Source organism: Providencia sp. PROV156 (assembly GCF_028480905.1).
In the GTDB taxonomy this organism is placed as follows: Bacteria; Pseudomonadota; Gammaproteobacteria; order Enterobacterales; family Enterobacteriaceae; genus Providencia; species Providencia hangzhouensis.
This window is the reverse complement of the sequence record NZ_JAMPPE010000005.1, coordinates 95,957-119,069: the sequence shown is the minus strand read 5'-3', so window position 1 is coordinate 119,069 and position 23,113 is coordinate 95,957. Positions and strand designations below refer to the sequence as shown.

Below are 23,113 nucleotides of genomic sequence, written 5' to 3'. Positions count from 1 at the left end.
TAATTGGTTCCAGTATTCAATATTCATTGAAAAAATCAAGAAAAATAAATTCAATTCAAAATAAAGCAAACAAAGCTAAATTTTCAAATTATTACTTCAATTCTTGTTGTCAATTTTAATATTCAACGTATTCGCTATATTTTTAGTACAATTAAATAAATTACTTTCAGCATTATTCAGTGCTTCTTTTAGTGAACTAATTTTATGCAAAATACTAAACGCTGAATCAATACCATATTGTTGTAAATGACTGAGGTCATCACCAAGGCTTCCAACAATGGCAATAACGGGTATTTTATGTTTTCTAGCTAACTGAGCGACGCCGAAAGGCACTTTGCCATTCAAACTTTGGCTATCTAATCGCCCTTCCCCTGTAATGACTAAACTCGCCCCTACCATATGTGATTCAAGGTTCAAGGTTTGTGCAATAATATCAAAGCCAGGCTTAAGTTCCGCTTTTAGGAAAGCAAGTAAAGCCGCTCCCATCCCTCCTGCTGCACCGGCTCCTGCAATATAATGAACTTCAACATGCAAATCTCGCTTAATGATATCTGCGAAATGTTCTAAATTTTTGTCTAACATTTCAATATGTTCATTTGTCGCACCCTTTTGGGGGCCAAATATTACAGATGCACCATTTTTACCAATCAATGGGTTCGAAACATCGCAAGCAATACTAAATTGACAAGCTTTTATCCTAGGGTCTATTGTACTAACATCAATACACGCTAAGTCGGCAAGTGCTTGTCCTCCTAATTTAATTTGTTGCCCATGTGAATCTAATAATTTGGCCCCAAGTGCTTGCAACATTCCTGCTCCGCCATCATTAGTTGCACTCCCGCCTATACCAATAATAATCTGCTTTACCCCAGTATCTAGGCAGGCTTTTATCAACTCTCCTGTGCCATATGATGTCGTAAGTAACGGGTTTCTTAATTCAACAGGGACTAGCTCTAGCCCACTTGCTGCAGCCATTTCTATAAATGCTTGCTGCTTATTTTGAGATAAACCATAGAATGCTTGAACACTCGTGCCTAAAGGACCAATAACATCAAGGTGATAGATTTCGCCATGGGTAGCCTCAACCATCGTCACAACAGTGCCTTCACCTCCATCCGCAATAGGACACTTTACATAAGTTGCATGTGGAAATACCTCTTTGAACCCGTTCTCAATAACCGTTGCGACTTTCAATGCAGATAAACTCTCTTTAAATGAGTCAGGTGCAATGACTATTTTCATAAAAATAATCCTTTAGAAATTTTTATTACCAATAAGTTAAAAATTCAGGTGGGTATTGCCCCACCTGATACGACTTTTTATTATTTCGGTTCATCAAGTAACAGGATCATAATTAAGCCAATCACCGCACAGATACCAAAGTAAGAGAAAACAGCATCAAACTTACCAGTCATATCTAACAATAGCCCTGCCATCATAGGTGAAACGAAGCCACCTAAGTTTCCTCCACTATTCACAACAGATATCGCAATTGGGTAGTTATTATTATCAGCAACTCCCATTGGATAAGCAGTAAATGCAGGCCAGCCAATATTCAAGAATAAACCAACCGAGAAAAGGGCAAGCGCAACTGCAGTCGTACTTTCAGGAACATTCAACATCACTAACATCATGGCAATCGTCGCTACCGCGGTAAATAGCATCGTAGGTTTACGACGACGACCAAAAACTTTATCAGAAATCCAGCCACCAAAAATCGAACCGATAAACCCACCAACAAATGGCATTGATGCAACAAAGCCCATCTTCATAAATGAAAAGCCTTTTTCATTCACCAGATAAGAAGGTATCCAGGTTAATATTCCATATAAAATACTGACCATCATGAAATAAGAAATGGTATTACACCAAATATTTTTAGATTTAAATATTTGGGAAGCTGAACTTAATGGCGTGACTGATTTAACACGAATAAATTTATCTAGCGTATTAAATTTAGGACTCAGAACAATATTGCCTTCTATTTTCTTTTCTGCAATTTCTGAATTATCGGCACGAATATAATCTAATTCACTTTGTGAAACAAAGCGACTTTCCTCTGGTTTTGTTCTAACAAATAAATACCAAATAATAGCGAGAAAAATACCGGGAATAGCGAACAGAATAAAGACCCAGCGCCATCCATAAGTTAATGCAATCCAAACGACTAATGGTGGAACAATAATCGGAGCAAACATCGTTGAAGCAATATAAACCCCAGTGGCAGTTGCTTTTTCTTTTGCTGGAAACCAATTATTAATTGTCGACGTTAGCCCGACAGGAGTTGGCGCTTCTGCCATACCTAGGCCAAGACGCAACCACTTAATTGCAAAGGCAGATTGGGCTAAGCCAATAAACCAAGTCATGGCGGAGAAACCGAGAATGGATAATGACACCATTCCTCTGATCCCACGTTTTGCCATCCAAAAGCCCGCGGGTATTTGGCATAAAGCATAACCGAGGAAAAACATACTCGCGAGAGATCCCGCTTCTAAATTAGTTAATTTAAACTCATCAGTAATAAAAGGTAGAACTGCACCAATATTACTTCTGTCTGCATAATTTACAGCATAGACGATAAAAATCAGGGCTAATACCACCCAACGATAATTCGTCTTTGGCTTAATCGGATTTGAATTTATCATTATTTTCGCTCCAGAGCAGTTTATTATTTAATACACGTTTTATTACCTGCTTTTTTAAGAATGAAACGATCCCTGCTAATTCATTAAAATTAACATTTAGGAACGTTATTTAATTTAAACTTACTTCAAATAATTTTATTTACTCGACAAGCTATGCATTGTTTCTTTTAATAAAGGATACAGCCCATTGTAAATATTAAACTGCTTGTCATAAGTATCTTGCGTTTTTTTATCTTGATTTGGTGTGAATGTGATATCTTCTGTTTTTATAATCGGTAAATCAGGGTCATTAATGCCACAGAAAAAACCAGCTCCTGTCGCACCAACCATTGCGGCGCCAAAAGCCGCTGCGTCTGCTGTTTGGGCAATATTATATTCAACCTGAAGAATATCCGCTTTAATTTGAGTCCATAACGTATTACGTGATCCTCCCCCTACGCTGAGTAATTCATCTAATATCACTCCCCATTTTTCATTAGCAATATTTAAAATCTGTTTTAAACCATATGCTGTACCTTCAAATGCCGCCCTGACCATATCATCGCGAGTATGATTTAGACGTAAGCCTATCCACGCTCCCGATGCATTAACATCCCAAATAGGGCTACGTTCTCCAGCTAAATAAGGCAGATAAATTAAGCCATTGGCACCAGGTACTGATGATTTTGAAAATATTTCCAACTGTTCATGGTCATTAACTTCCGGCCAAATAGCCTGATTTAACCAACTGAATGTTCCCCCTGTTGTCGACATCGCACCATGGGCCAACCATTGATTGGGGACGATGTGGTACCGGTTCATAAAACGAGGATCAAAATTTGGCTCTTCTAAGCAAAACGTAATGACTCCCGATGTTCCTGTTGATTCAAAAGCCGTTTCAGGGTCAAGTAACCCAACCGCGAATGCTGCAGCGGCGGTATCTGCCGACCCTAAAATAATTGGCGTATTTTCTTTTAATCCCGTTTCTTGAGCGGCTTCTTTACTCACTTTACCAACCACAGAGGTGCATTGGTAAATCGGCGGCAAAATATCGTGATTAAACTTCCAATACCTTAATAATTCTTTTGACCACTTAGGAGCTTTCGCCAAAACCACTGCGCCAGAATACGCGGCTTGGGTCGGGTCAATGGCGGCTTTTTGGCTCCCTAACTTTAAAGATAAAAAACTATTAAGTAGCACGACTTTATGAACTTTTTGCATTAATTCCGGCTGTTGTTCTTGTAGCCATCCTAACGTTCCTACCCAACATGCAGACGGACTTGGGCTATTACAAGAAAGCGCCCGAACATGCGTTATATTTTCCCCGAGTGTTTGCTGTATGAAGCCTTCGGAACGCCCATCGAGGTAAGTAATCCCATTTGCGACAGGTTTATTATGTTTATCCAATAAAACCAGCGTTGGGCAAGCAACAGAGAAACTCACAGATACGATATTCTTTACTTGAGAAGTCACTTCTTTAACTGCATCTGCGGTCTTTCTCCAAAAATCATTTAAGTCAATTTCATGATTTTTGGGAGATTTGGAAATAATATTGGTATCACGTGAAGCCTTTGCCAATAATTCTCCATGGAAATTAAACGCACAAACTTTCACACTACTGCTACCTGCATCAATTCCCAAATAGACACTGTCCATCATGCTGCCTCCAACGCCTGCTTTTAATTGTTATGTATAATAATTTTAATCGCGTCACCTTTTTGAGCGGTTGCCATGGCCTCGTTGATCTCATCTAAAACAAATCGGTGAGTCACTAATTTCTCAATATCAATTAAGCCAGAAGAAATCAGTGTCAAAGCTTGTTGGTATCCTTCCCGGCTTAACGCACTGGCTCCCGTAAGAATAAGCTCGTTGTAGTGAATAATATTGACATCAATTTGCGCCATATCATCTTTTGAAAAACCAGCGAACAAGTTAACTCGCCCGCCTTTTCTAGCGAGTTCCAACGCAGGATTAACTAATCCAGGGATGCCAATGGCAATAATCACAACATCTGCCCCCACACCTTCCGTCAAGCCTTTTACGACATCCAGTAAGTTTTCTTGCTGGCTATTAACGACGCGTGTTGCACCGCAATTTAACGCAGCCTGTTGGCGCTGTTCATTGAGTTCACTCACAATAATATTTGTCGCACCTGAGAAACGCGCAAGTTGCACGTGCATTAACCCGATAGGCCCCGCACCAATAATGACCACCGTATCACCAAGCTCAATACCCACATTTTTTTGTCCATTGATACAGCAAGCTAACGGCTCAGCTAACGCTGCGGCTTCAAAAGACATCCCTTGCGGTATCTTAAAGACATTACCCGATGACAAAGCAACCTCTGGTATTCGAACATATTCCGCAAAAGCGCCATCAAATTCATAACCGATTGCTTGGCGGTTTAAACAGACATTTTCTTTACCGATACGACAATAAACACAAGAACGGCATGGCACGACAGGATCAACAGCGATTGTGTCACCGACTTTTAGGTCAGTCACATTTTCACCGACTTCGACAATTTCCCCTGAAAATTCATGTCCTATTACAGAAGGGTAACGCACACCTTTAGTTTTTTTACCTGAAATAATCCGTCCGTCAGTTCCACAAATCGCGGCTGCTTTGACTTTAATAACCACATCGCCTTTACCAACTTGTGGATATTTAACGTCTGCCACTCTAAGTTCATTAGGCGCATACAATACCGCTGCTTTCATTTTTCCTCCCCCATGCATAACAGCTATGAACGTTAGTTATTTGCCACCAGCTTGCTTATATTCCGCGATAGCTTGGTCAACCGAACAATCATCATTAATTAATGCATTCAGAGCCTTAATGACTGCTGTTGGGTTTTCGTGCTGCCATACAAAGCGCCCGTATGTCACACCACCAACACCAATATCTAATGCTTTACGTGTATTTGTTAGGAAGCTAACAAGATCACTCCCCATATCACCACCAGCTAAAGCAACCATTGCTGGGCAGCTATCAACGACTGATTTAAATGTCTCAGGAGAACCTGACCAAAGTGTTTTGATGATATCGACACCTAGCTCAGCGCCTGCGCGAACACAGTAAGCGAGATTTTTCGCATCAAAACTATCTTCAATCATTGGACCTTTTGGATAAATATGCGCGACTAAAGGCAGTCCCGCGGAAGCAGCGGCTTTTGATACTTGACCTAAAAATGTCAATTGCTGTGCTTGTTCAGGTCCTCCCATAATACAACCGACTGAAATTGCATCTGCTCCTAAACGAATCGCTTCTTCAACGTCAGCAACGGGTGTGTCATAAGCTTCATGGTAAGGTATGGAATAACTTGTCGCTTTCATGATGATAGAAACATCGGAAGCAACATACGGGGGATAAACCTTTTCAATAATACCTTTATGCATCGTAATGGCATCAGGTGCACCCGCAACAACCTGTTTCATGACAGATTTAATATCACCAATTCCCGGTAATACACCACGTGTAATCGGATGATCCATAGTAATCGCAAGAAGGCGGCCAGATTTTTTATTTAATAATCTTTTTAAACGAATTTCTTTTCCTAAAAACATATTAATGACCTCTTTAAATCAATGAGTGAATTAATTAACTAAATTTTGAGGATGGCCAGATAAAAAGGCTTCGATATTGTCCATCATCATGTCTGATAAGGTTTGTATGGCTTCAAAACTAGCCCATGAAATATGAGGGGTAAGAATAAAATTTGATAACTGAGTTAATTTCATCATATAGCTTTCTTTTTCGGGTGGTTCTGAAATACAAACATCAAACCCTGCACCTAATATTTTATTATTTATTAGAGCGCCATATAATGCTTCTTCATTAACGATCCCACCTCGTGCTGTATTAATTAAAATACAAGACGGTTTCATCTGTTCGAATTCTGAAAAACTAATTAAATCCTTGGTGGATTTGAGTAATGGACAATGAATAGAAATAATATCACTTTTCGCAATAACATCCTCAAATGGTGTATATAGTGGGCCCATATTATTCGTGCCTTTGTATGTGGAAAATAACACCTTCATACCAAAAGCTTTTGCGATATCAGCAACTGCCTTACCTAAGACACCATCACCAATAATACCAAGCGTCGACCCAGCTAAATTATTAATTTTATAATCAAAATAACAAAACTGGCCTGATTCTTGCCAACGACCATTTCGTACTGATTGTGCATAGGCTAATAAGCTACGACGTAAGGCTAAAATCAAGGTAAACGTATGCTCAGGCACTGTATTTATTGCATAATTTCTGATGTTAGAAACTAATATATTACGCTCATTACAAGCACCAATATCAATCACATCCGTTCCTGTTGCAGCGACAGAAATGAATTTGAGTTGCTTTGCAGATTCAATAATTTTTTTAGTGATTTTTACTTTATTGGTAATAATAATGTTTGCATTTTTAACTCGTTCAATAATTTCATCTTCCGATGTTTTCCCATATAGTTCTAAACTATATTCTTTATTTATTTTCTTAATATTTATTCCTTCAGGGAAAGTGTCATGATCGAGAAACACGATTTTAACTGTCATTTTTATTACCACCCAATTAATCAACAAAATGAATGTCAATTAGACTTTTTTATTTAATAAAATTATATAATTCGCTTATCAGGAAGGCATTGTAAGAATGACTAGTTTTTAACGTGAAAAATTGAATATAATTGTGCAAATGCACAATTTGTTATGAATTCGATCACAAGAATGTGATGAATAAAAAAATCGGCCACTTAAAACAAGTGACCGATATAAAATAAAGTGAGTTAATAATACAACATTAGAAAAAGGTCGGCATTTCCTCTATAACATCATATTTATCATCAACAAGATAAATCACTTTCCATTTATCAAATGTAATACAGGGGTGAGATGTCCCAAATATTAGTATATCGCCAACTTGGAAATCACAATTTTCATCAAAAGATAAAATGGCATGTTGGTCCATTAAACCGACTGTTTTTGCACTATTAGTTTGAAAACAGACTGGCTTACCCTCTCGATATTGCATTAGAGGCTGAGGCAAACCTGCATCAAAGGCGACATCCCTTTTACCAAAATTAACAATCGCTCGTCCTTTCTCAGGCACAGACTGAATTAATGCCACGATTTCCATCGCTGGCATTAAATCGCCATCTAACTGGCAGGCCACGCTGTCCCGCATTTTCAATGCGTTCTGGGCTTCATCATAAATACCGTGGTCATGTGTAATATAGCATCCAGGGCGGATCACAAACCGAATAGGTTTAGAAAGATGAAACTCTGCCATCTTTTTACTGACCAGATCATACCAAACTGAACCTGCCCCAGTTATTAATAACTCCCCTGAATAGCGTGCAAATACACCTAAGTTATCCAGTTTTTGACTGGTGGTTAACACTCGCTGTAAAAATTGCTGTATCTCTTCAATATCCTTTTGGGCATCATCGCTATGAATAACGCCTTCGTAGAATTCAATGCCAGCAATCATTAAAGAAGGAAGTTTGGTTAACTCATTTGCCAATGTGATGGCTTCTTCTTCACTTCGACATCCACAGCGTCCACCATTAACCCCTAACTCAATCAGAACATTTATGGTTAAATCTAATGATGAAAAAATGGCAGCCAGCTGTTTTGCATGAATCACATTATCAACACAACAATAAATATTGGCTTGATTTAATTGCACTAGTTCCGCAAGTAATCGAATATTGCTTTTACCCACGACTTGATTAGCAATAATGATATTCTTAACACCTGACTCCACTGCCACCTTGGCTTGATAAGCTGTTCCTACACTTAGCCCCCATGCACCTTGAGCAATTTGTCGTTTAAAAATGGCAGGCGTCATGGTGGTCTTACCGTGTGGAGACAACGAAACATTCGCCACATTCGAATAATGCTGCATCCATGCAATGTTATTCTCCAATTCATTACGCTTTACTACCACCGCTGGTAAACACACATCCTCATGTAGGACATTCACCGAAATACCATCCTGATTTAATATGGCTGACTTATGAACTACGCCCGCCAATGCATTCAGTTTCGTCATTATCTTCCCTCAACTTGCTGGTTACTGACTTTTGGCTGTGTTTTCTCTTTCGTGAGTAATGTTTTCTAGTACTTCTTCACGACTGAGTTTATTCTTTGGTGTTATCAATGTCACAACAACCGCACAGACCAAACTGATGACTAATGCAGGGATTACTGGGTTGCCTAATTTTGCAGACCATTCTGGCGTCAAAATAATCGCTAATGATGTTGAACTTCCCGCACCCAATGCAGCAATACAACCTTGCCAGTTAAAACGATGCCAAAATTTACCCAATAACACGGTCACACACAGGCCTGACATAATCATTGAAATCATTTTTGTAATGTAGCCGATAATGTCATTTGAAGTTAATGCAAAGACAAGTGCTAACAAGATGACGCCAAGTAAGAAGATACGAGATAAATTGATCGCTTTCTCAGGTGGTGGCATCTTACCAGTTACCATCGTATAGATATCACGTAGGATAATAGAAACACCCGCGATAGCATCTGAGCTACCTGATGACATATTGGCAGACATACCTGCAATCAATACCACCATTGCTAATACGTGCGGTAAAGCGTTAGTTGCATATAAGAAAGCAAAGCTGCTGTTTTCTAAATTCGGTTCCATCACATGAGTTGCCATGCCGATAATCGCTGGTAGGAACGAAAAGCCCATATACAGTAAACCTGTAATAATAAAGGACTGACGGATAGCTTTAGTGGATGCCGCTGAATAAATACGTTGGCGATATGACGGTGTCGCTAACACACCAATACCAATTACCACAGCCAATGATATCGCAGGTAAAATGCCTAATTTACCAATACCAAATAAAGTAAAGGCGTCAGGGTCTGTACTCTTAACAACAACATCCCAACCACCGACATAACTTACCGAAGCAACCGCTAGAATGATAAATCCGAGGAATAAAACAATTGATTGCAGTGTATCAATCCATGAAACCGCTTTATAGCCACCAATCCCCACGTAAAAAACAAAGCCAACCGCGATAATGATCTTCGCAACAGTAATATCAATATCTGCCGCCCATGCTAGATATAAGCCGCCTCCAAGAATATGAGCGCCGAGCCAGCCTATCGATGCCAAGAATATTAATAGCGCAACCAAGTTTTTCACTAAACGGCTGCCGCCTGTGTAATAGCAGATCTCTTCACTCATGGTCATAAAGCGATAATTTCTTACTGGTGCAAATAGCCAAGCCGTTAGTAAGATCCCCGTCGCTCCACCAATCCCATACAACATTCCCGCCCAGCCATTGGAATAGCCAAAACTGACTGCACCGATACTCGAGCCCGTTCCCACCATCGTCCCGACGGTTGAACCGAGAGTGAGTAGCATCGGGAGCTTTCTTCCACCAAGAATGAAATCTTCACCCGTTTTTTGATGCCTTGTGACATACCAACCCACAAACATCATCACAAATGCATATAACAAAAACCACATTAAGAAATTATTATGTTCCATAGTAGCCTCTCATCGCCTTAGCAATTAAGATTTGAATTTGCTGTTGAAGCAGGTAATATCCACTTCAACCATACAATCGACGACAAGGTCAGCGACAAAGCACACCCGTGCAGGTGGATTATCTGCAAAGAATTGCTGAAATACTTTATTAAAAGATTGGAAATAGCGCGCATCACTTAATACCACTTTCATATGCACAATATCTTGCGTCGCAAATCCCGCATCTTTCATAATGTTTAAACAATTCTCGATAGCCAATTTAGATTGAGCGATAATTCCGCCATCAATCACTTCCCCGTCAATCATGGGTGTTTGCCCTGAAACATACAGCCATCCGTCAGCTAACACGGCCTTAGCAAAAGGCAAAGATTGCCCGCCAGTACCTTTTGAGCCTTCAATTCCGAATCTTTTAATCATTTTTATCTCTCTTTTATTTATTTCTTTCTAAGAATTTACCTGCTCTATTCCCTGTCATTTCTTTTTTGGTATAGGTCAGAACACCATTAACAAACACATATTCAATACCATCCGCTTTTTGTTTTGGGTCTTGGAACGTGGCTGTTTCATTAATTTTTTTAGGGTCAAATACAACGATATCTGCAAAATAATTTTCTTGGATAAGGCCTCTATCCTTTAAAGAAAAACGTTGTGCTGACATGCCTGTCATTTTGTAAATCGCGGTGGTCATTGGGAAAAGCTGCTCATCACGGCTATAGTGGCTAATAACTCGTGGGAAAGTTCCCCAAAGGCGTGGATGTGGATTAGGGTCACGTGGTAAGCCATCAGAACCCACCATACTGCTTGGATGCTGTAACACACGACGAACATCATCTTCGTGCATTTGGAAATAAATCGCTCCCGCAGGAACAATTTTTTCAGCAACTTGGAAAACATCGCTACTCCACATAGCGGCTATTTCTTTTAATGTCTTACCCGCAACGTCAGGGAATGGTGTCGACCAAGTTATTAGGATGTCATAGTCTTCAGTAACTTGTGTGATATCTAAGTTTGATGAACCCGCACGATATGGGTAACAATCACAATTGATATCCTGCATGGCTTGGTATTTTTCAATGAGGGCAAGCGTTTCTTTTGTGCGTCCCCAGTTTTTTGCACCAGCGCACTTATGGTGGGAAATTTGCACAGGAACTTTTGCATGACGGCCGATATGGAAGGCTTCATGCATCGCATCAATGATACCGTCATATTCAGTTCGCATATGAGTGGTATAAATTCCCTGATGCTCTGCTAATAATTCAGCCAACTCACAAATTTCTTCAGTCGAAGAATTAATTGCGTTACCGTAAGATAAACCAGTGCTTAATCCTAAAGCCCCTTCATCTAACGCACAGGCCAATACTTGCTTCATATGAGCGATATTGTCTTGTGTCGCGGGTTTTAATAAGTCTGTCACACAATTATTTCTTAAGGTTGTATGCCCTATTAACGTCGCAACATTAACGGTTGGCATCACATTATTAATTTTTTGTTTATAACTGGCTAAATCAGAAAATTGAAATTCGTTTAACTCACCTAATAAATTAATTGGGTCAGGAACTTCATCCTTTAATGTTGCACACGCTGCACTGATACCACAATTACCAACAATAATTGTCGTTACACCTTGTGATGTTTTTTCAATATATTCAGGCTTATCAATCACAATTAAATCGTCATGAGTATGCACATCAATAAATCCAGGTGATAAAATCAAGCCTGAGCAGTCAATTATTTTTTCAGTATCTTCACTTATATTTTTTGATATTTTAATAATCCGTTCATCTTTAACTGCAATATCACTGACAAACTCGCTTTTACCACTACCATCTATTACAGTGGCATTTTTAAAAACATAATCGTATTTCATTTTAATATCTCTTTAGGATTAATTAGTTTGATTTTTAAATGCGATATATGCAGATATAAATGCTTTCGCTTTTTCTCTGGTTTTCTCTGGTGTTTGGCCTATTTGGTAAAGATCATTTCCCAGTCCTGCACCATGGCAGCCAATACCTAGGTATTCATGCAGATTATTCGGAGTGATGCCTCCTACCGCATAAATAGCAATATTTTTTGGGAGCACTGACATCAGCGATTTCACATAATTAACCCCAAAAGGCGCTGTAGGGAAAATTTTTAAATTAACAGCACCGGCGTCAATCGCGGTAAAAGCTTCTGTTGCTGTTGCACAACCTGGAAATATTTCCATCTTATTTTCAAGAGCAGTAGTGATCACAGAAACGTTAATATTGGGAGTGACAATAATTTTAGCGTTCATTATTGCCAACTTTTCAACATTACTTTTATTGAGTACAGTACCGGCACCAATTTTCAATTTATCTCCATAGTTTTCAATCGCTAATGGAATACTTTTTTCCCACTCGGGAGAGTTAAGAGGAATTTCTATATAATTAAAACCTTCATCTGCAAGGATAGCGATATGTTCTAAAACTTCGTCAGGTTTTATTCCCCGTAATATTGCAATAAGTGGTATTTCATTTTTAGAATTCATAACAATCACCTAATAAAAAACCATTAATAGTATTTATTTGTATTGCATTTCTTTTAATATTGAAATTGCACCCAATCCAGAAAAAGGTTGTTCCTTTTTATCGTCTAATAGGCGTATTTCCCCAGTGAAATAACTATCATTTTTAATTAATTCTTTAAGTGCATCTGCTAAAATAGGTTTTCCACTAATAACGATTTTTATATCGCTAGTAATATTAAGAGCTTGGCTATGTTTTATTGCGAGTAAATCTGACGCCAAAATAGCTCCCAATAAAAAACTTGAGCGTTGGTCAAGTGTCGCTTCCGTAAAAAGGTCTAGTAGCCTCACCGAAAAACAACTTCTCGCAATCCCCACTTGTAGACTAAGTTCAGCACCTCTGCGTAAATATTCTTTATCTAAATATTGAACAAACTGGTGTTCTAAAGAACTGGCTAAGATAGTCTGGTGCGTTAATGTATCGAAAATTTCCCCTGCCATCGTTGTTGCCAATGCAACCACATTATTATTTTCATCAAGACGTACAAACTTAGAATGTGACCCGGGCAAAATGACTAAGGCTGGGCCAAGATCCGGTTGCTGTGTTAAAATGCCAAAAACTTCAACTTCTTCACCGCGCATTACATCTATACTTTCAATTGAATCAAACGTCATATTTGTCACGTTATTTTTAACGCCTGGTATAAAAATAATCGGCTTTTCACTGATCTCTTTGATAACACAAGGCATTGTGGCCTTAGCAAGTTGCTGCATTGAAACAGGAGTCACTTGGTGAGGTAAGTGACACAGCCCAATTTCGGATGTAATCATACCTGATGCAACGAGCTGATAATTTTCTCTTTCTTCAGCACTCACCCCTGACAACAGCTTATCTAGTACTGTTTTTATCGATTGAATTAACAGCGTTTTATCGCCATTTTTTGCACAATCCCTAATACCAACTTCAACACTTTGTTCACGAACAACCGTGTTATTTTTCCATGCTCTAACTCGGGTATTCGTTGTCCCTGTATCAATGGTCACTATCAACATGTTTATCCCTTTAAAATAACGGAACATCGTTCCTCTTTTAATAACATACATCAAAAATTAGGAATGTCGTTCCGATTTTATAAGAATAACGACAGCGATCACAATCAAAAAGTCAAACTCAATGAAGATCAATACATTACGTACTGCATGTTTTTTCAGAGAAAAAGGTAACATCGAGGTAAAAATGGAACGACGTTTAAAAAATGAGTACAATGAGAGGGCTTAGCGTGAGTGAGGAACCTACGATGACGAAAGAAAGTCAAGCAAACTCGTCGAATATCGACAGAGTACTGACCATACTTGAAGAGATTAGTAACCATTCTGACGGAATTTCTTTGGCCGAATTGGTCAAAAATACGGAGATTCCAAAAACCACGGCTTTTCGTGTATTAGAAACACTAAAAGAGCGTCAATATGTCAGCTTAGACCATCTTACAGAACGCTATAACCTTGACTTAAAAAGCCTCGAATTAGGCATTAAAGGCTTAATGAATGTTAATTTAGTTGAAGTTTCAATCCCTTATTTAAAAACGTTGTCGAGTTCAACGTTTGAAACTTGCTTTTTAGGGGTTTATAACAGTGGCCATGTGGTCTACCTCTATAAAAGTGAAGGAACGCTATCCATTCAAACCTCCGCAAAACTGGGTGCTCGACTACCCGCTTATTGTACTGGTATAGGGAAAGCTTTATTAGCCTTCCAGCCGTTAGAAGAAATTGATGCTGTACTAGATAAACCATTAACCAAATACACTGAAAAAACAGTTATCGATCGCATGAAACTGTATGAAGTTTTGGCTGATATTCGTTTAAAAGGCTTTTCTTTAGATGATGAAGAAAATGAAGAAGGGCTCACCTGTGTGGCAAGGCCGATATTTAATTATACCGGTAATATTATCGGCGCGATTAGTGTCGCTGGGCCGACTCACAGAATGGTTTCCAAAATAGACCGTGTTAATGAAGAACTTGCCCACGTTTGCTTACTGATTTCCCGCCGCCTTGGCTATATTGAGCCAACCAACACTAAATAAAACAAAAAACCCCATCTCCTATGAGATGGGGCGCCAAAATAGCAATATTTGTTGTTTACACAAGAACAAGTTGTACAAAAGCAATGTACTGGCCCACCTCCTTGTGGAACCCAAACCTAATGGCGATTTCTCACCAATTGATACCGACGAGTCAGGTATTCGATAGGTGCACTCCAAATGTGCACTAAACGGCAGAATGGGAAGAGTAAAAATATCGTCATCCCCAACACAATATGCAGTTTAAAAACAATGCCAACCCCTTCAAGGTAATTGGATGCCCCCCAATGGAATGTCACAATAGACTGTGCCCATCCCACTAATTTCAACATTTCGCTACCATCCATATGTTGTGCTGAGAATGGAATGGTGAGTAATCCTAAGCAAACTTGCACCACCAGCAAGGTTAAGATCATGATGTCACCAAAGGATGAAGTTGCTCTCACTCGTGGGTTTGTCAGGCGGCGCTTCAATAGCATCGCGCCACCAATTAACATCATCACACCTGCTGATCCCCCACCAATCATCGCCATTAACTGCTTAATGTGCATTGGCAGAAAAGATTCATACATCCAATGAGGCGTTAACATACCTAAAAAGTGCCCGACAAAAATCCCAATAATCCCCAAATGGAATAAGTTTGATGCCAAACGCATGTTCTTTTTATCCAACATTTGGCTGGAACCCGCTCGCCACGTGTATTGCCCGTAATCGTAACGTAACCAACTACCGACAATAAATACCGTCCCAGCGATATAGGGGTAAATATCGAAGAAAAATTGATTGATAAAATTCATTTTTGAACTCCTACATGGCTGCCCACACTGAGATCCAAATACTGTGGTACCACCGCATTGGCGAAGCGATGTTGATGCGCTGCAACTTCGCTACCACATGTTTTTTCATCGGCAAAAAATTTCACTTGCTCCTCTTCCCAAACTGCATCTAGCGCCTCTGGGGTATCATCCCGTACTTCGGTTGCGACTTGTTTGCTTAATTGCTCCGCAGCAATGTCGCTATGGGAAAGCTCAAGTAAAAAATCAAATAAAACAGAGAAACGGCTTTCTCGCTGTTTCAACCTTTCCCCTAACAGCGCTAAAATTGGCACAATATCCTGTAGCCCCTCGATAGTTTCATCGGTCGGTAATGCCGTGAGGTATTCCAAATAAATGGGCAAATGATCGGGTAATTCACGGCAATCAATTTGCAAACCCTGTTGCTGATATTGAGCCATTAAATCAACCATCGCTTGCCCTCGGTCTCGGGATTCGCCATGTACATGCTCAAATAGCAATAATGATGTCGCGCGCCCTCTATCAAACAGTTCACAATATTGCGCCTGCATATCAAGTAAGTCTTCGTTGAGATACTCACGCACAAACACCATCAGTTGAACAGCCCGTGTGACAGGCAGCTCATCAGCCTGTTCTAGCGCTTCAATGAGCTCATCACGATGTAACCAAAGCGCTTCCGAAGGGTATTCCAATAACCGAGAAATCACTTTTAGTGTCATCATAGTGCTTTCTCCTGATTATTTTTTGGTGTGATATCAATGGCGTCAATGCGCCTGCTATTAAATAAATTCGCTTTGCTATCGCTGCCATGGCAACCATCACCAAAACTAAAGCCACAAGCTTTCGCTTCAGGGAATGCTTCACGCGCCAATTCTCGATGACTGGATGGAATGACAAAACGGTCTTCATAGTTAGCAATGGCTAAATAGCGGTACATTTCTTGTGCCTGAGCTTGTGTTAAGCCGACTTGCTCTAATGCACTGGTATCACATTGGTTTTCCACGGTTTCTGCCCGTTTGAAATGGCGCATCGCTAACATACGTTTTAACGCCAATAACACCGGTTCGGTATCCCCTGCGGTTAACAAATTCGCAAGGTATTGCACTGGAATGCGTAAACTTTCGACATCCGGCAATACACCTTTATTAGCTAATAGCCCTGAATCCGCCACTGACTGGATCGGTGACAAAGGTGGTACATACCACACCATTGGTAACGTGCGGTATTCAGGGTGTAATGGCAGAGCTAAGCGCCATTCCATCGCCATTTTGTACACTGGAGATTTCTGTGCCGCATCGATCACACTTAATGGGATCCCTTGTTTTTGCGCTTCTTCAATCACTTTTGGATCATGGGGATCAAGGAAAACATCTAGTTGGCTTTGGTAAAGGTCGGTTTCCTTTTCGACACTGGCAGCTGACTCAATTTTATCGGCGTCATACAGCAATACCCCTAAATAGCGGATACGACCAACACAGGTTTCAGAGCAAACCGTTGGCATGCCTGACTCAATACGTGGGTAACAGAAAATACATTTTTCTGATTTACCGCTTTTCCAATTGAAATAGATTTTTTTATACGGGCAACCAGTTAAGCACATACGCCAGCCACGGCATTTGTCTTGGTCAATCAAAACAATACCGTCTTCTGAGCGCTTATAAATTGCACCACTTGGGCAGGTCGCGACGCAAGCTGGGTTTAAACAATGTTCACACAGGCGTGGCAAATACATCATGAACGTATTCTCAAACTGCCCGTACATCTCTTTTTGAATATGTTCAAAGTTTTTATCTTGGGCTCGCTTGGCGAATTCGCCGCCTAAATCATCTTCCCAGTTTGGTCCCATTTTCACGTTACTCATTCGCTCACCCGTAATTAATGAACGAGGGCGCGCGGTTGGTACGTGTTTGCCTTCTTTAGCATTTTTTAAATGGCCGTAGTCATAATTAAACGGCTCATAATAATCATCCAAAGCAGGTACATCTGGGTTAGCGAAGATTTTTGATAAAACGCCAACTTTGTTCCCCATACGTGGAACCAATTTACCCTTAATGGTGCGGATCCAGCCTCCTTTCCATTTTTCTTGGTCTTCCCAATTATGGGGGTAACCAATACCTGGTTTGGTTTCGACGTTATTAAACCATGCGTATTCTACCCCTTCGCGGCTAGTCCACACGTTTTTACAGGTCACTGAGCAAGTGTGACAACCAATACATTTATCAAGGTTTAGCACCATGCCGACTTGAGAACGAATTTTCATTATGCTTTCTCCTTTCCGCTCAAGGTCTGCTGGTAGGCATCACCTTCACCATCCAGCCAGTCAACCTGTTTCATTTTGCGAACAACCACAAATTCATCACGATTAGAACCTACTGTTCCGTAATAATTGAAGCTATAGGCAAGGTGCGCATAGCCACCGATCATATGCGTAGGTTTCGGGCAAACACGCGTGACAGAATTATGAATTCCGCTACGTTGAGCCGTAATTTCAGAGCCTGGTAAGTTGATCAGTCGTTCTTGGGCGTGGTACATCATGATCATGCCATCAGGAATACGTTGGCTAACGATCGCTTTAGCGGTTAATGCACCATTACTGTTAAAAGCTTCAACCCAATCGTTATCTTCAACACCCAGTTCGCGGGCATCTTCTTCGCTAAGCCAAACAACTGGGCCACCGCGGCCTAACGTCAACATTAATAAGTTGTCGCTGTAAGTAGAGTGGATCCCCCATTTTTGGTGCGGTGTTAAAAAGTTCAGTGCTTTTTCTGGGAATCCATTGGATTTTTTCCCCATAAGTGGCTGAGCCGCTCGAGTGTCAATTGGTGGGCGATACACCACAAGGCTTTCCCCAAAGGCGCGCATCCATTCGTGATCTTGATATAATTGCTGACGACCACTGAGCGTCCGCCATGGGATCATTTCATGCACGTTGGTGTAACAGGCATTGTAGGAAACATGTTCATCTTCCAGCCCTGACCATGTAGGGCTTGATATAATTTTACGCGGCTGCGCAACAATATCGCGAAAACGGATTTTTTCGTCTTCTTTATAACGAGCAAGATGAGTATGGTCGCGGCCCGTTACTTTGCTTAATGCATCCCATGCTTTTACTGCCACTTGCCCATTGGTTTCAGGTGCAAGTGTTAAAATGACTTCCGCGGCATCAATTGCCGTTTCAATTTTTGGCCGCCCAGCATTGGTACCGTCAGGCTGGGTTTTATTGAGTTTTTTCAAGAAATCAATTTCATCTTGTGTATCCCAATTGATCCCTTTACCACCATTACCCAATTTATCCATCAATGGGCCAAGAGAGGTAAAACGTGCATAAGTATTTGGGTAGTCACGCTCAACACAGATAATATGCGGCGCTGTTTTCCCTGGAATAAGCTCGCATTGCCCTTTTTTCCAATCTCTAACATCAAAAGGCTGTGCCATCTCGGCTGCACTATCATGTTGAATCGGCAGCGTCACCACATCCGTTTCTTTGCCTAAGTGACCAACGCTGACCTCAGAAAATGCTTTGGCAATCCCCTTATAAATTTCCCAATCGCTTTTAGATTCCCAAGCTGGGTCGACTGCAGCTGATAATGGGTGAATAAATGGATGCATATCCGAGGTATTCATATCGTCTTTTTCATACCAAGTAGCAGTCGGTAAAATAACGTCCGAGAACAGGCAGGTGCTCGACATTCTGAAGTCGAGAGTCACCACTAAGTCAACTTTCCCTTCTGCCGCTTTATCTTGCCATTCCACTTCTTCTGGTTTGACGCCGCCTTGTTGGCCTAAGTCTTTGCCTTGAATACCATTTTCAGTACCCAATAAATATTTCAATAAATATTCATGGCCTTTCCCTGCGGAACCCAATAAATTTGAACGCCAAATAAACAGATTTCGTGGGAAATTTTGAGGGTCATCAGGTTGCTCTGAAGCAAAGCGAATATTCCCTTCTTTCAACTGTTTAACAGTATAATCAGTGGGTGACATTCCTTCACTTTGTGCATTCTTCGCAATATTCAATGGGTTGACATTTAATTGTGGTGCTGACGGCAGCCACCCCATGCGTTCTGCACGTACATTCATATCAACCAAACTGCCGCTAAAGGCTTGCTTATCGGCTAGAGGCGATAACAACTCTTCTGTTGCGACTGTTTCATAACGCCATTGGCTTGAATGGTTATAAAAGAAAGATGTGCTATTCATATGGCGAGGTGGGCGCTGCCAGTCCAAACCAAAGGCTAAAGGTAACCAACCCGTTTGTGGCCGTAATTTCTCTTGCCCAACATAATGAGACCAGCCACCGCCGCTTTGCCCAACGCAACCACAGAAAATCAACATATTGATAATCGCACGATAGGTCATATCCATGTGATACCAATGGTTAATCCCTGCGCCAACAATCACCATAGAACGGCCATGGGTTTTCTCTGCGGTATCGGCAAACTCACGCGCTATGCGAATAATATTTTGGCGGCTAACCCCTGTGACTTTTTCCGCCCACGCAGGTGAATACGCTTTCATATCATCGTAATCAACCGCACAGTTTTCATCACCAAAACCACGGTCAATACCGTAGTTCGCTAGCATTAAATCATAAACACTAGTAACCAATGATTCGCTACCATCAGCTAACTGAATACGTTTAGCGGGCAGTTTATGTAATAAAACATCTTTAAGTTCAACATGCTGGAAGTGCTCACTTTCTAAGCCACCAAAGTAAGGAAAACCAACATCGACAAATTCATCATGGCTATCTGCCAAGCTGAGTTTCATTTTAATGTTATGTGCATCTTGTCCAGCACGCGGTTCTAAATTCCATTTTTGGCCACCATCCCAACGGAATCCCATTGAACCTTGTGGAGCACATAATTCACCTGTCTCTTCATCAATCGCAATAGTTTTCCATTCGGCATTTTTTTCTTCGCCTAATGAATTATGTAAATCAGATGCCCGTAGCATGCGGCCTGCGGCATAAGAACCATCTTCACGCTTATCTAGCATGACAAGCATCGGCATATCGGTATAAGTGCGCACATATTCACGGAAGTATTCCGCTTCACGTTTTACATGGAATTCATTGAGGATCACATGCCCCATCGCCATTGCCATGGCGCTATCCGTTCCTTGTTTCGGGTTCAACCAATGGTCACATAATTTGGCAATTTCCGCGTAGTCTGGCGTCACCGCGACCGTTTTCGTCCCTTTATAACGCACTTCTGCAAAAAAGTGTGCGTCTGGCGTACGCGTTTGCGGTACGTTAGAACCCCAAGCAATAATATAAGACGAGTTGTACCAATCCGCTGATTCAGGTACGTCAGTTTGTTCGCCCCACGTCATGGGTGACGCAGGTGGCAAGTCACAATACCAGTCATAAAAACTTAAGCATGAGCCACCAATTAACGATAAATAGCGAGCACCCGAGGCGTAGGAAACCATCGACATCGCGGGAATTGGTGAAAAGCCAACAATGCGGTCAGGACCAAATTCTTTAATCGTCGCGACGTTCGCTGCCGCAATCAGTTCATTCACCTCCTGCCAGCTTGAGCGAACAAAACCACCACGACCACGAGCTTGTTTATAGCTTTGTGCCTTCTGCGGGTCATTGATAATAGATAGCCACGCTGCAACAGGGTCTTGCTGCTCCGCTTTTGCTTCACGCCATAGTTTAAGTAAGCGCTTACGCATCATTGGGTATTTAACACGGTTTGCGCTATATAAATACCAAGAGTAACTCGCACCACGAGGGCATCCTCTCGGCTCATGATCAGGTAAATCAGGGCGAGTTCGTGGGTAATCCGTCTGTTGAGTTTCCCAAGTCACTAACCCATTTTTGACATAAATCTTCCAGCTACAAGAGCCCGTACAATTGACACCATGGGTGGAACGCACGACTTTGTCATGCTGCCAGCGGCTACGATAACCATCTTCCCAATCACGGTTTACATTTAACTCTTGCCCGTGATCACCTGAAAAGGTTTCGCCCAACTGCTTAAAATACCGAAATCTATCTAAAAACTTGCTCATCGGATTGCCTCCAAAGAGACGGCGACCGGCGCCGTACATTGCTAAAATTGATTTTTATGACTTGTTATTATTTGTGTTTACGGCCATATACCAGCCACGTGATAAACACACAGGAAAGATAAAATATAAAAAACACTTTCATTGCATCTGCCGGTGAACCCGTCAGTGTTAATGATGTACCGAACGCTTTTGGAATAAAGAAGCCACCTATTGCACCAATAGCAGAGATAAACCCTAAAGCTGCAGCACTTTCTGTTACCGCCTCTTTTTGGGCTTCTTGCTCTGAAGCTCCTCTTAAGATGGCTTTGTCCATGGTTAATTTACGAAAAACAACAGCAATCATTTGGAAGGTTGAGCCACTGCCTAGCCCTGCCGTTAAAAACAGCACCATAAATACGCCATAAAACGCCCCGAAAGAGCCTCCTTGACCGTTTTCTGGTAACGTAAAAAACAGCAAGCCGGAGAAAACAGCCATGACCACAAAGTTCAGTAATGTGACTTTCACACCACCAAAACGGTCAGATAACATGCCACCGACTGGGCGAGCTAACGCACCGAGGAAAGGGCCAAAAAAGGCAAACTTCAAGATAATGACGTCTGGAAACTGGGTTTTCGATAACATCGCGAAACCAGCAGAAAAACCGATAAACGAGCCGAATGTCGCCAGATATAACAGGCTTAATACCCATAGATGGCCACGTTTCAAAACAGGTAATTGTGCTTTAAGAGATGCCTTATTAGCCGCTAAGTCATTCATGCCAAACCAAGCCATCACCGTAAAAAGCAGTAGAAATGGCACCCAAATCCAAGCGGCATTTTCTAACCACAACGTTGAGCCATCAGGCTGAGCTGCTCCAGTCCCACCAACGAAAGTAAATACACCAACACCAACGATAAAAGGCGCCACCAATTGCATGACACTGACCCCTAAATTTCCTAGCCCACCATTCAGGCCAAGTGCACCGCCTTGGCGAGCTTTAGGGAAAAAGAAGCTGATATTGGCCATGCTGGATGCAAAGTTAGCGCCGGCAAAACCACAAAGTAGGGAAATAATGACAAAGACTTGATAAGGCGTGGCAGGGTTTTGAATCGCATAACCTAGCCAAATACATGGGATCACTAAAAACAGCGTACTAATAGCAGTCCAACGGCGCCCACCAAAAATAGGAATAACGAATGAATAAGGGACTCTTAATAAAGCACCTGAAACGGAAGGTAATGCGGTTAATAAAAATAATTGGTCTGTCGTAAAATTAAAACCCACTTTATTTAAATTAACCGCAACTGCACTAAATAACATCCATACGCAAAATGCAAGCAATAAACATGGAATAGAAATCCATAAATTACGATTGGCAATACGCTGCCCTGTTTGCTGCCAAAACCGAGTATCTTCAGGACGCCAATCCTGTATAACACCATTATTTGACTGTGCAGCTACACTATTAACATTATCTCGTTGAGACATAAATCACCCCGATAAATACAATTTCTGCTCGCAGTGTGTGGCGAATAGACCACCGTGAAGCTGATCTAAATCAAGAGAGATTTAAATGAAATATGCGTGATTTTTCTCGTTAA

At 41.0% G+C, this 23,113-nt stretch carries 18 protein-coding genes; 1 reads left to right on the top strand and 17 read right to left on the bottom strand.

The window, feature by feature from the left end; all coding sequences use genetic code 11:
* Window positions 1–96: 96 nt before the first annotated feature.
* The 12 genes from PSF31_RS05145 to PSF31_RS05090 form a co-directional block, all read right to left on the bottom strand.
* Window positions 97–1,242: a glycerate kinase gene (locus PSF31_RS05145; protein ID WP_004259307.1), complete on the bottom strand. Its 1,146-nt coding sequence runs from the start codon at window positions 1,240–1,242 to the stop codon at window positions 97–99.
* Between the two features lie 80 nt (window positions 1,243–1,322).
* A complete protein-coding gene (locus PSF31_RS05140) occupies window positions 1,323–2,645 on the bottom strand; it encodes an MFS transporter (RefSeq protein WP_004259309.1) in 1,323 nt (440 codons plus the stop codon).
* A 135-nt stretch (window positions 2,646–2,780) separates the two neighbouring features.
* Window positions 2,781–4,283 (bottom strand): xylulokinase, encoded by a 1,503-nt coding sequence (locus PSF31_RS05135; protein ID WP_096864455.1) that lies wholly within the window; start codon window positions 4,281–4,283, stop codon window positions 2,781–2,783.
* A gap of 20 nt (window positions 4,284–4,303) precedes the next feature.
* Window positions 4,304–5,344, bottom strand: a complete 1,041-nt coding sequence (locus PSF31_RS05130; RefSeq protein ID WP_164560876.1) for a zinc-dependent dehydrogenase — start codon at window positions 5,342–5,344, stop codon at window positions 4,304–4,306.
* A 36-nt stretch (window positions 5,345–5,380) separates the two neighbouring features.
* Window positions 5,381–6,190, bottom strand: a complete 810-nt coding sequence (locus tag PSF31_RS05125) for a class I fructose-bisphosphate aldolase (protein WP_004259316.1) — start codon at window positions 6,188–6,190, stop codon at window positions 5,381–5,383.
* Between the two features lie 30 nt (window positions 6,191–6,220).
* Window positions 6,221–7,180, bottom strand: a complete 960-nt coding sequence (locus PSF31_RS05120; protein WP_096864453.1) for a D-2-hydroxyacid dehydrogenase — start codon at window positions 7,178–7,180, stop codon at window positions 6,221–6,223.
* Between the two features lie 244 nt (window positions 7,181–7,424).
* A complete protein-coding gene (locus tag PSF31_RS05115) occupies window positions 7,425–8,678 on the bottom strand; it encodes an amino acid deaminase (RefSeq protein ID WP_004259325.1) in 1,254 nt (417 codons plus the stop codon).
* Between the two features lie 21 nt (window positions 8,679–8,699).
* The gene (locus PSF31_RS05110; RefSeq protein ID WP_096864452.1) at window positions 8,700–10,151 is read right to left on the bottom strand and encodes a sodium:solute symporter family protein; all 1,452 of its coding nucleotides are present in this window, start codon (window positions 10,149–10,151) and stop codon (window positions 8,700–8,702) included.
* Window positions 10,152–10,175: 24 nt separating this feature from the next.
* The gene (locus tag PSF31_RS05105) at window positions 10,176–10,568 is read right to left on the bottom strand and encodes a RidA family protein (protein WP_004259329.1); all 393 of its coding nucleotides are present in this window, start codon (window positions 10,566–10,568) and stop codon (window positions 10,176–10,178) included.
* Between the two features lie 13 nt (window positions 10,569–10,581).
* On the bottom strand, window positions 10,582–12,018 hold the full coding sequence (locus PSF31_RS05100) for an N-acyl-D-amino-acid deacylase family protein (protein WP_096864451.1): 1,437 nt from the start codon (window positions 12,016–12,018) through the stop codon (window positions 10,582–10,584).
* Between the two features lie 18 nt (window positions 12,019–12,036).
* Window positions 12,037–12,663, bottom strand: a complete 627-nt coding sequence (locus PSF31_RS05095; RefSeq protein WP_004259334.1) for a 2-dehydro-3-deoxy-6-phosphogalactonate aldolase — start codon at window positions 12,661–12,663, stop codon at window positions 12,037–12,039.
* A gap of 33 nt (window positions 12,664–12,696) precedes the next feature.
* Window positions 12,697–13,692 carry a 2-dehydro-3-deoxygalactonokinase gene (locus tag PSF31_RS05090; RefSeq protein ID WP_164560877.1) on the bottom strand — a complete coding sequence of 332 codons (996 nt, stop codon included), beginning with the start codon at window positions 13,690–13,692 and terminating at the stop codon, window positions 12,697–12,699.
* Between the two features lie 245 nt (window positions 13,693–13,937).
* On the opposite strand from PSF31_RS05090, the gene PSF31_RS05085 reads away from it, so the two are divergent.
* Window positions 13,938–14,720, top strand: a complete 783-nt coding sequence (locus PSF31_RS05085) for an IclR family transcriptional regulator (protein ID WP_228677404.1) — start codon at window positions 13,938–13,940, stop codon at window positions 14,718–14,720.
* 116 nt (window positions 14,721–14,836) lie between these two features.
* Here PSF31_RS05085 and narI read toward each other — a convergent pair whose 3' ends face one another.
* The 5 genes from narI to PSF31_RS05060 form a co-directional block, all read right to left on the bottom strand.
* Complete coding sequence (gene narI / locus PSF31_RS05080) at window positions 14,837–15,514, bottom strand: respiratory nitrate reductase subunit gamma (protein WP_004259342.1); 678 nt, start codon at window positions 15,512–15,514, stop codon at window positions 14,837–14,839.
* Window positions 15,511–16,233 (bottom strand): nitrate reductase molybdenum cofactor assembly chaperone, encoded by a 723-nt coding sequence (gene narJ / locus PSF31_RS05075; RefSeq protein ID WP_096864448.1) that lies wholly within the window; start codon window positions 16,231–16,233, stop codon window positions 15,511–15,513. Before narJ ends, narI begins: the two co-directional genes overlap by 4 nt.
* Entirely contained in the window at window positions 16,230–17,771 is a 1,542-nt protein-coding gene (gene narH / locus PSF31_RS05070; RefSeq protein WP_004259350.1) for a nitrate reductase subunit beta, read from the bottom strand. Before narH ends, narJ begins: the two co-directional genes overlap by 4 nt.
* Entirely contained in the window at window positions 17,771–21,532 is a 3,762-nt protein-coding gene (locus PSF31_RS05065) for a nitrate reductase subunit alpha (protein ID WP_096864447.1), read from the bottom strand. The genes narH and PSF31_RS05065 overlap by 1 nt, the downstream gene beginning before the upstream one ends.
* A 67-nt stretch (window positions 21,533–21,599) precedes the next feature.
* The gene (locus PSF31_RS05060; RefSeq protein WP_094962389.1) at window positions 21,600–23,000 is read right to left on the bottom strand and encodes a NarK family nitrate/nitrite MFS transporter; all 1,401 of its coding nucleotides are present in this window, start codon (window positions 22,998–23,000) and stop codon (window positions 21,600–21,602) included.
* Window positions 23,001–23,113: the final 113 nt, after the last annotated feature.

Excerpts from the sequence above, each read along its gene's own strand:
- PSF31_RS05145 (WP_004259307.1), bottom strand. The coding sequence starts at position 1,242 with ATGAAAATAGTCATTGCACCTGACTCATTTAAAGAGAGTTTATCTGCA.
- PSF31_RS05135 (WP_096864455.1), bottom strand. The coding sequence starts at position 4,283 with ATGATGGACAGTGTCTATTTGGGAATTGATGCAGGTAGCAGTAGTGTG.
- PSF31_RS05125 (WP_004259316.1), bottom strand. The coding sequence starts at position 6,190 with ATGTTTTTAGGAAAAGAAATTCGTTTAAAAAGATTATTAAATAAAAAA.
- PSF31_RS05060 (WP_094962389.1), bottom strand. The coding sequence starts at position 23,000 with ATGTCTCAACGAGATAATGTTAATAGTGTAGCTGCACAGTCAAATAAT.
- PSF31_RS05065 (WP_096864447.1), bottom strand. The coding sequence starts at position 21,532 with ATGAGCAAGTTTTTAGATAGATTTCGGTATTTTAAGCAGTTGGGCGAA.
- PSF31_RS05120 (WP_096864453.1), bottom strand. The coding sequence starts at position 7,180 with ATGACAGTTAAAATCGTGTTTCTCGATCATGACACTTTCCCTGAAGGA.
- PSF31_RS05085 (WP_228677404.1), top strand. The coding sequence starts at position 13,938 with ATGACGAAAGAAAGTCAAGCAAACTCGTCGAATATCGACAGAGTACTG.
- PSF31_RS05105 (WP_004259329.1), bottom strand. The coding sequence starts at position 10,568 with ATGATTAAAAGATTCGGAATTGAAGGCTCAAAAGGTACTGGCGGGCAA.
- PSF31_RS05130 (WP_164560876.1), bottom strand. The coding sequence starts at position 5,344 with ATGAAAGCAGCGGTATTGTATGCGCCTAATGAACTTAGAGTGGCAGAC.
- PSF31_RS05100 (WP_096864451.1), bottom strand. The coding sequence starts at position 12,018 with ATGAAATACGATTATGTTTTTAAAAATGCCACTGTAATAGATGGTAGT.
- PSF31_RS05115 (WP_004259325.1), bottom strand. The coding sequence starts at position 8,678 with ATGACGAAACTGAATGCATTGGCGGGCGTAGTTCATAAGTCAGCCATA.
- narJ (WP_096864448.1), bottom strand. The coding sequence starts at position 16,233 with ATGATGACACTAAAAGTGATTTCTCGGTTATTGGAATACCCTTCGGAA.
- PSF31_RS05140 (WP_004259309.1), bottom strand. The coding sequence starts at position 2,645 with ATGATAAATTCAAATCCGATTAAGCCAAAGACGAATTATCGTTGGGTG.
- PSF31_RS05110 (WP_096864452.1), bottom strand. The coding sequence starts at position 10,151 with ATGGAACATAATAATTTCTTAATGTGGTTTTTGTTATATGCATTTGTG.
- PSF31_RS05090 (WP_164560877.1), bottom strand. The coding sequence starts at position 13,692 with ATGTTGATAGTGACCATTGATACAGGGACAACGAATACCCGAGTTAGA.
- narI (WP_004259342.1), bottom strand. The coding sequence starts at position 15,514 with ATGAATTTTATCAATCAATTTTTCTTCGATATTTACCCCTATATCGCT.
- narH (WP_004259350.1), bottom strand. The coding sequence starts at position 17,771 with ATGAAAATTCGTTCTCAAGTCGGCATGGTGCTAAACCTTGATAAATGT.
- PSF31_RS05095 (WP_004259334.1), bottom strand. The coding sequence starts at position 12,663 with ATGAATTCTAAAAATGAAATACCACTTATTGCAATATTACGGGGAATA.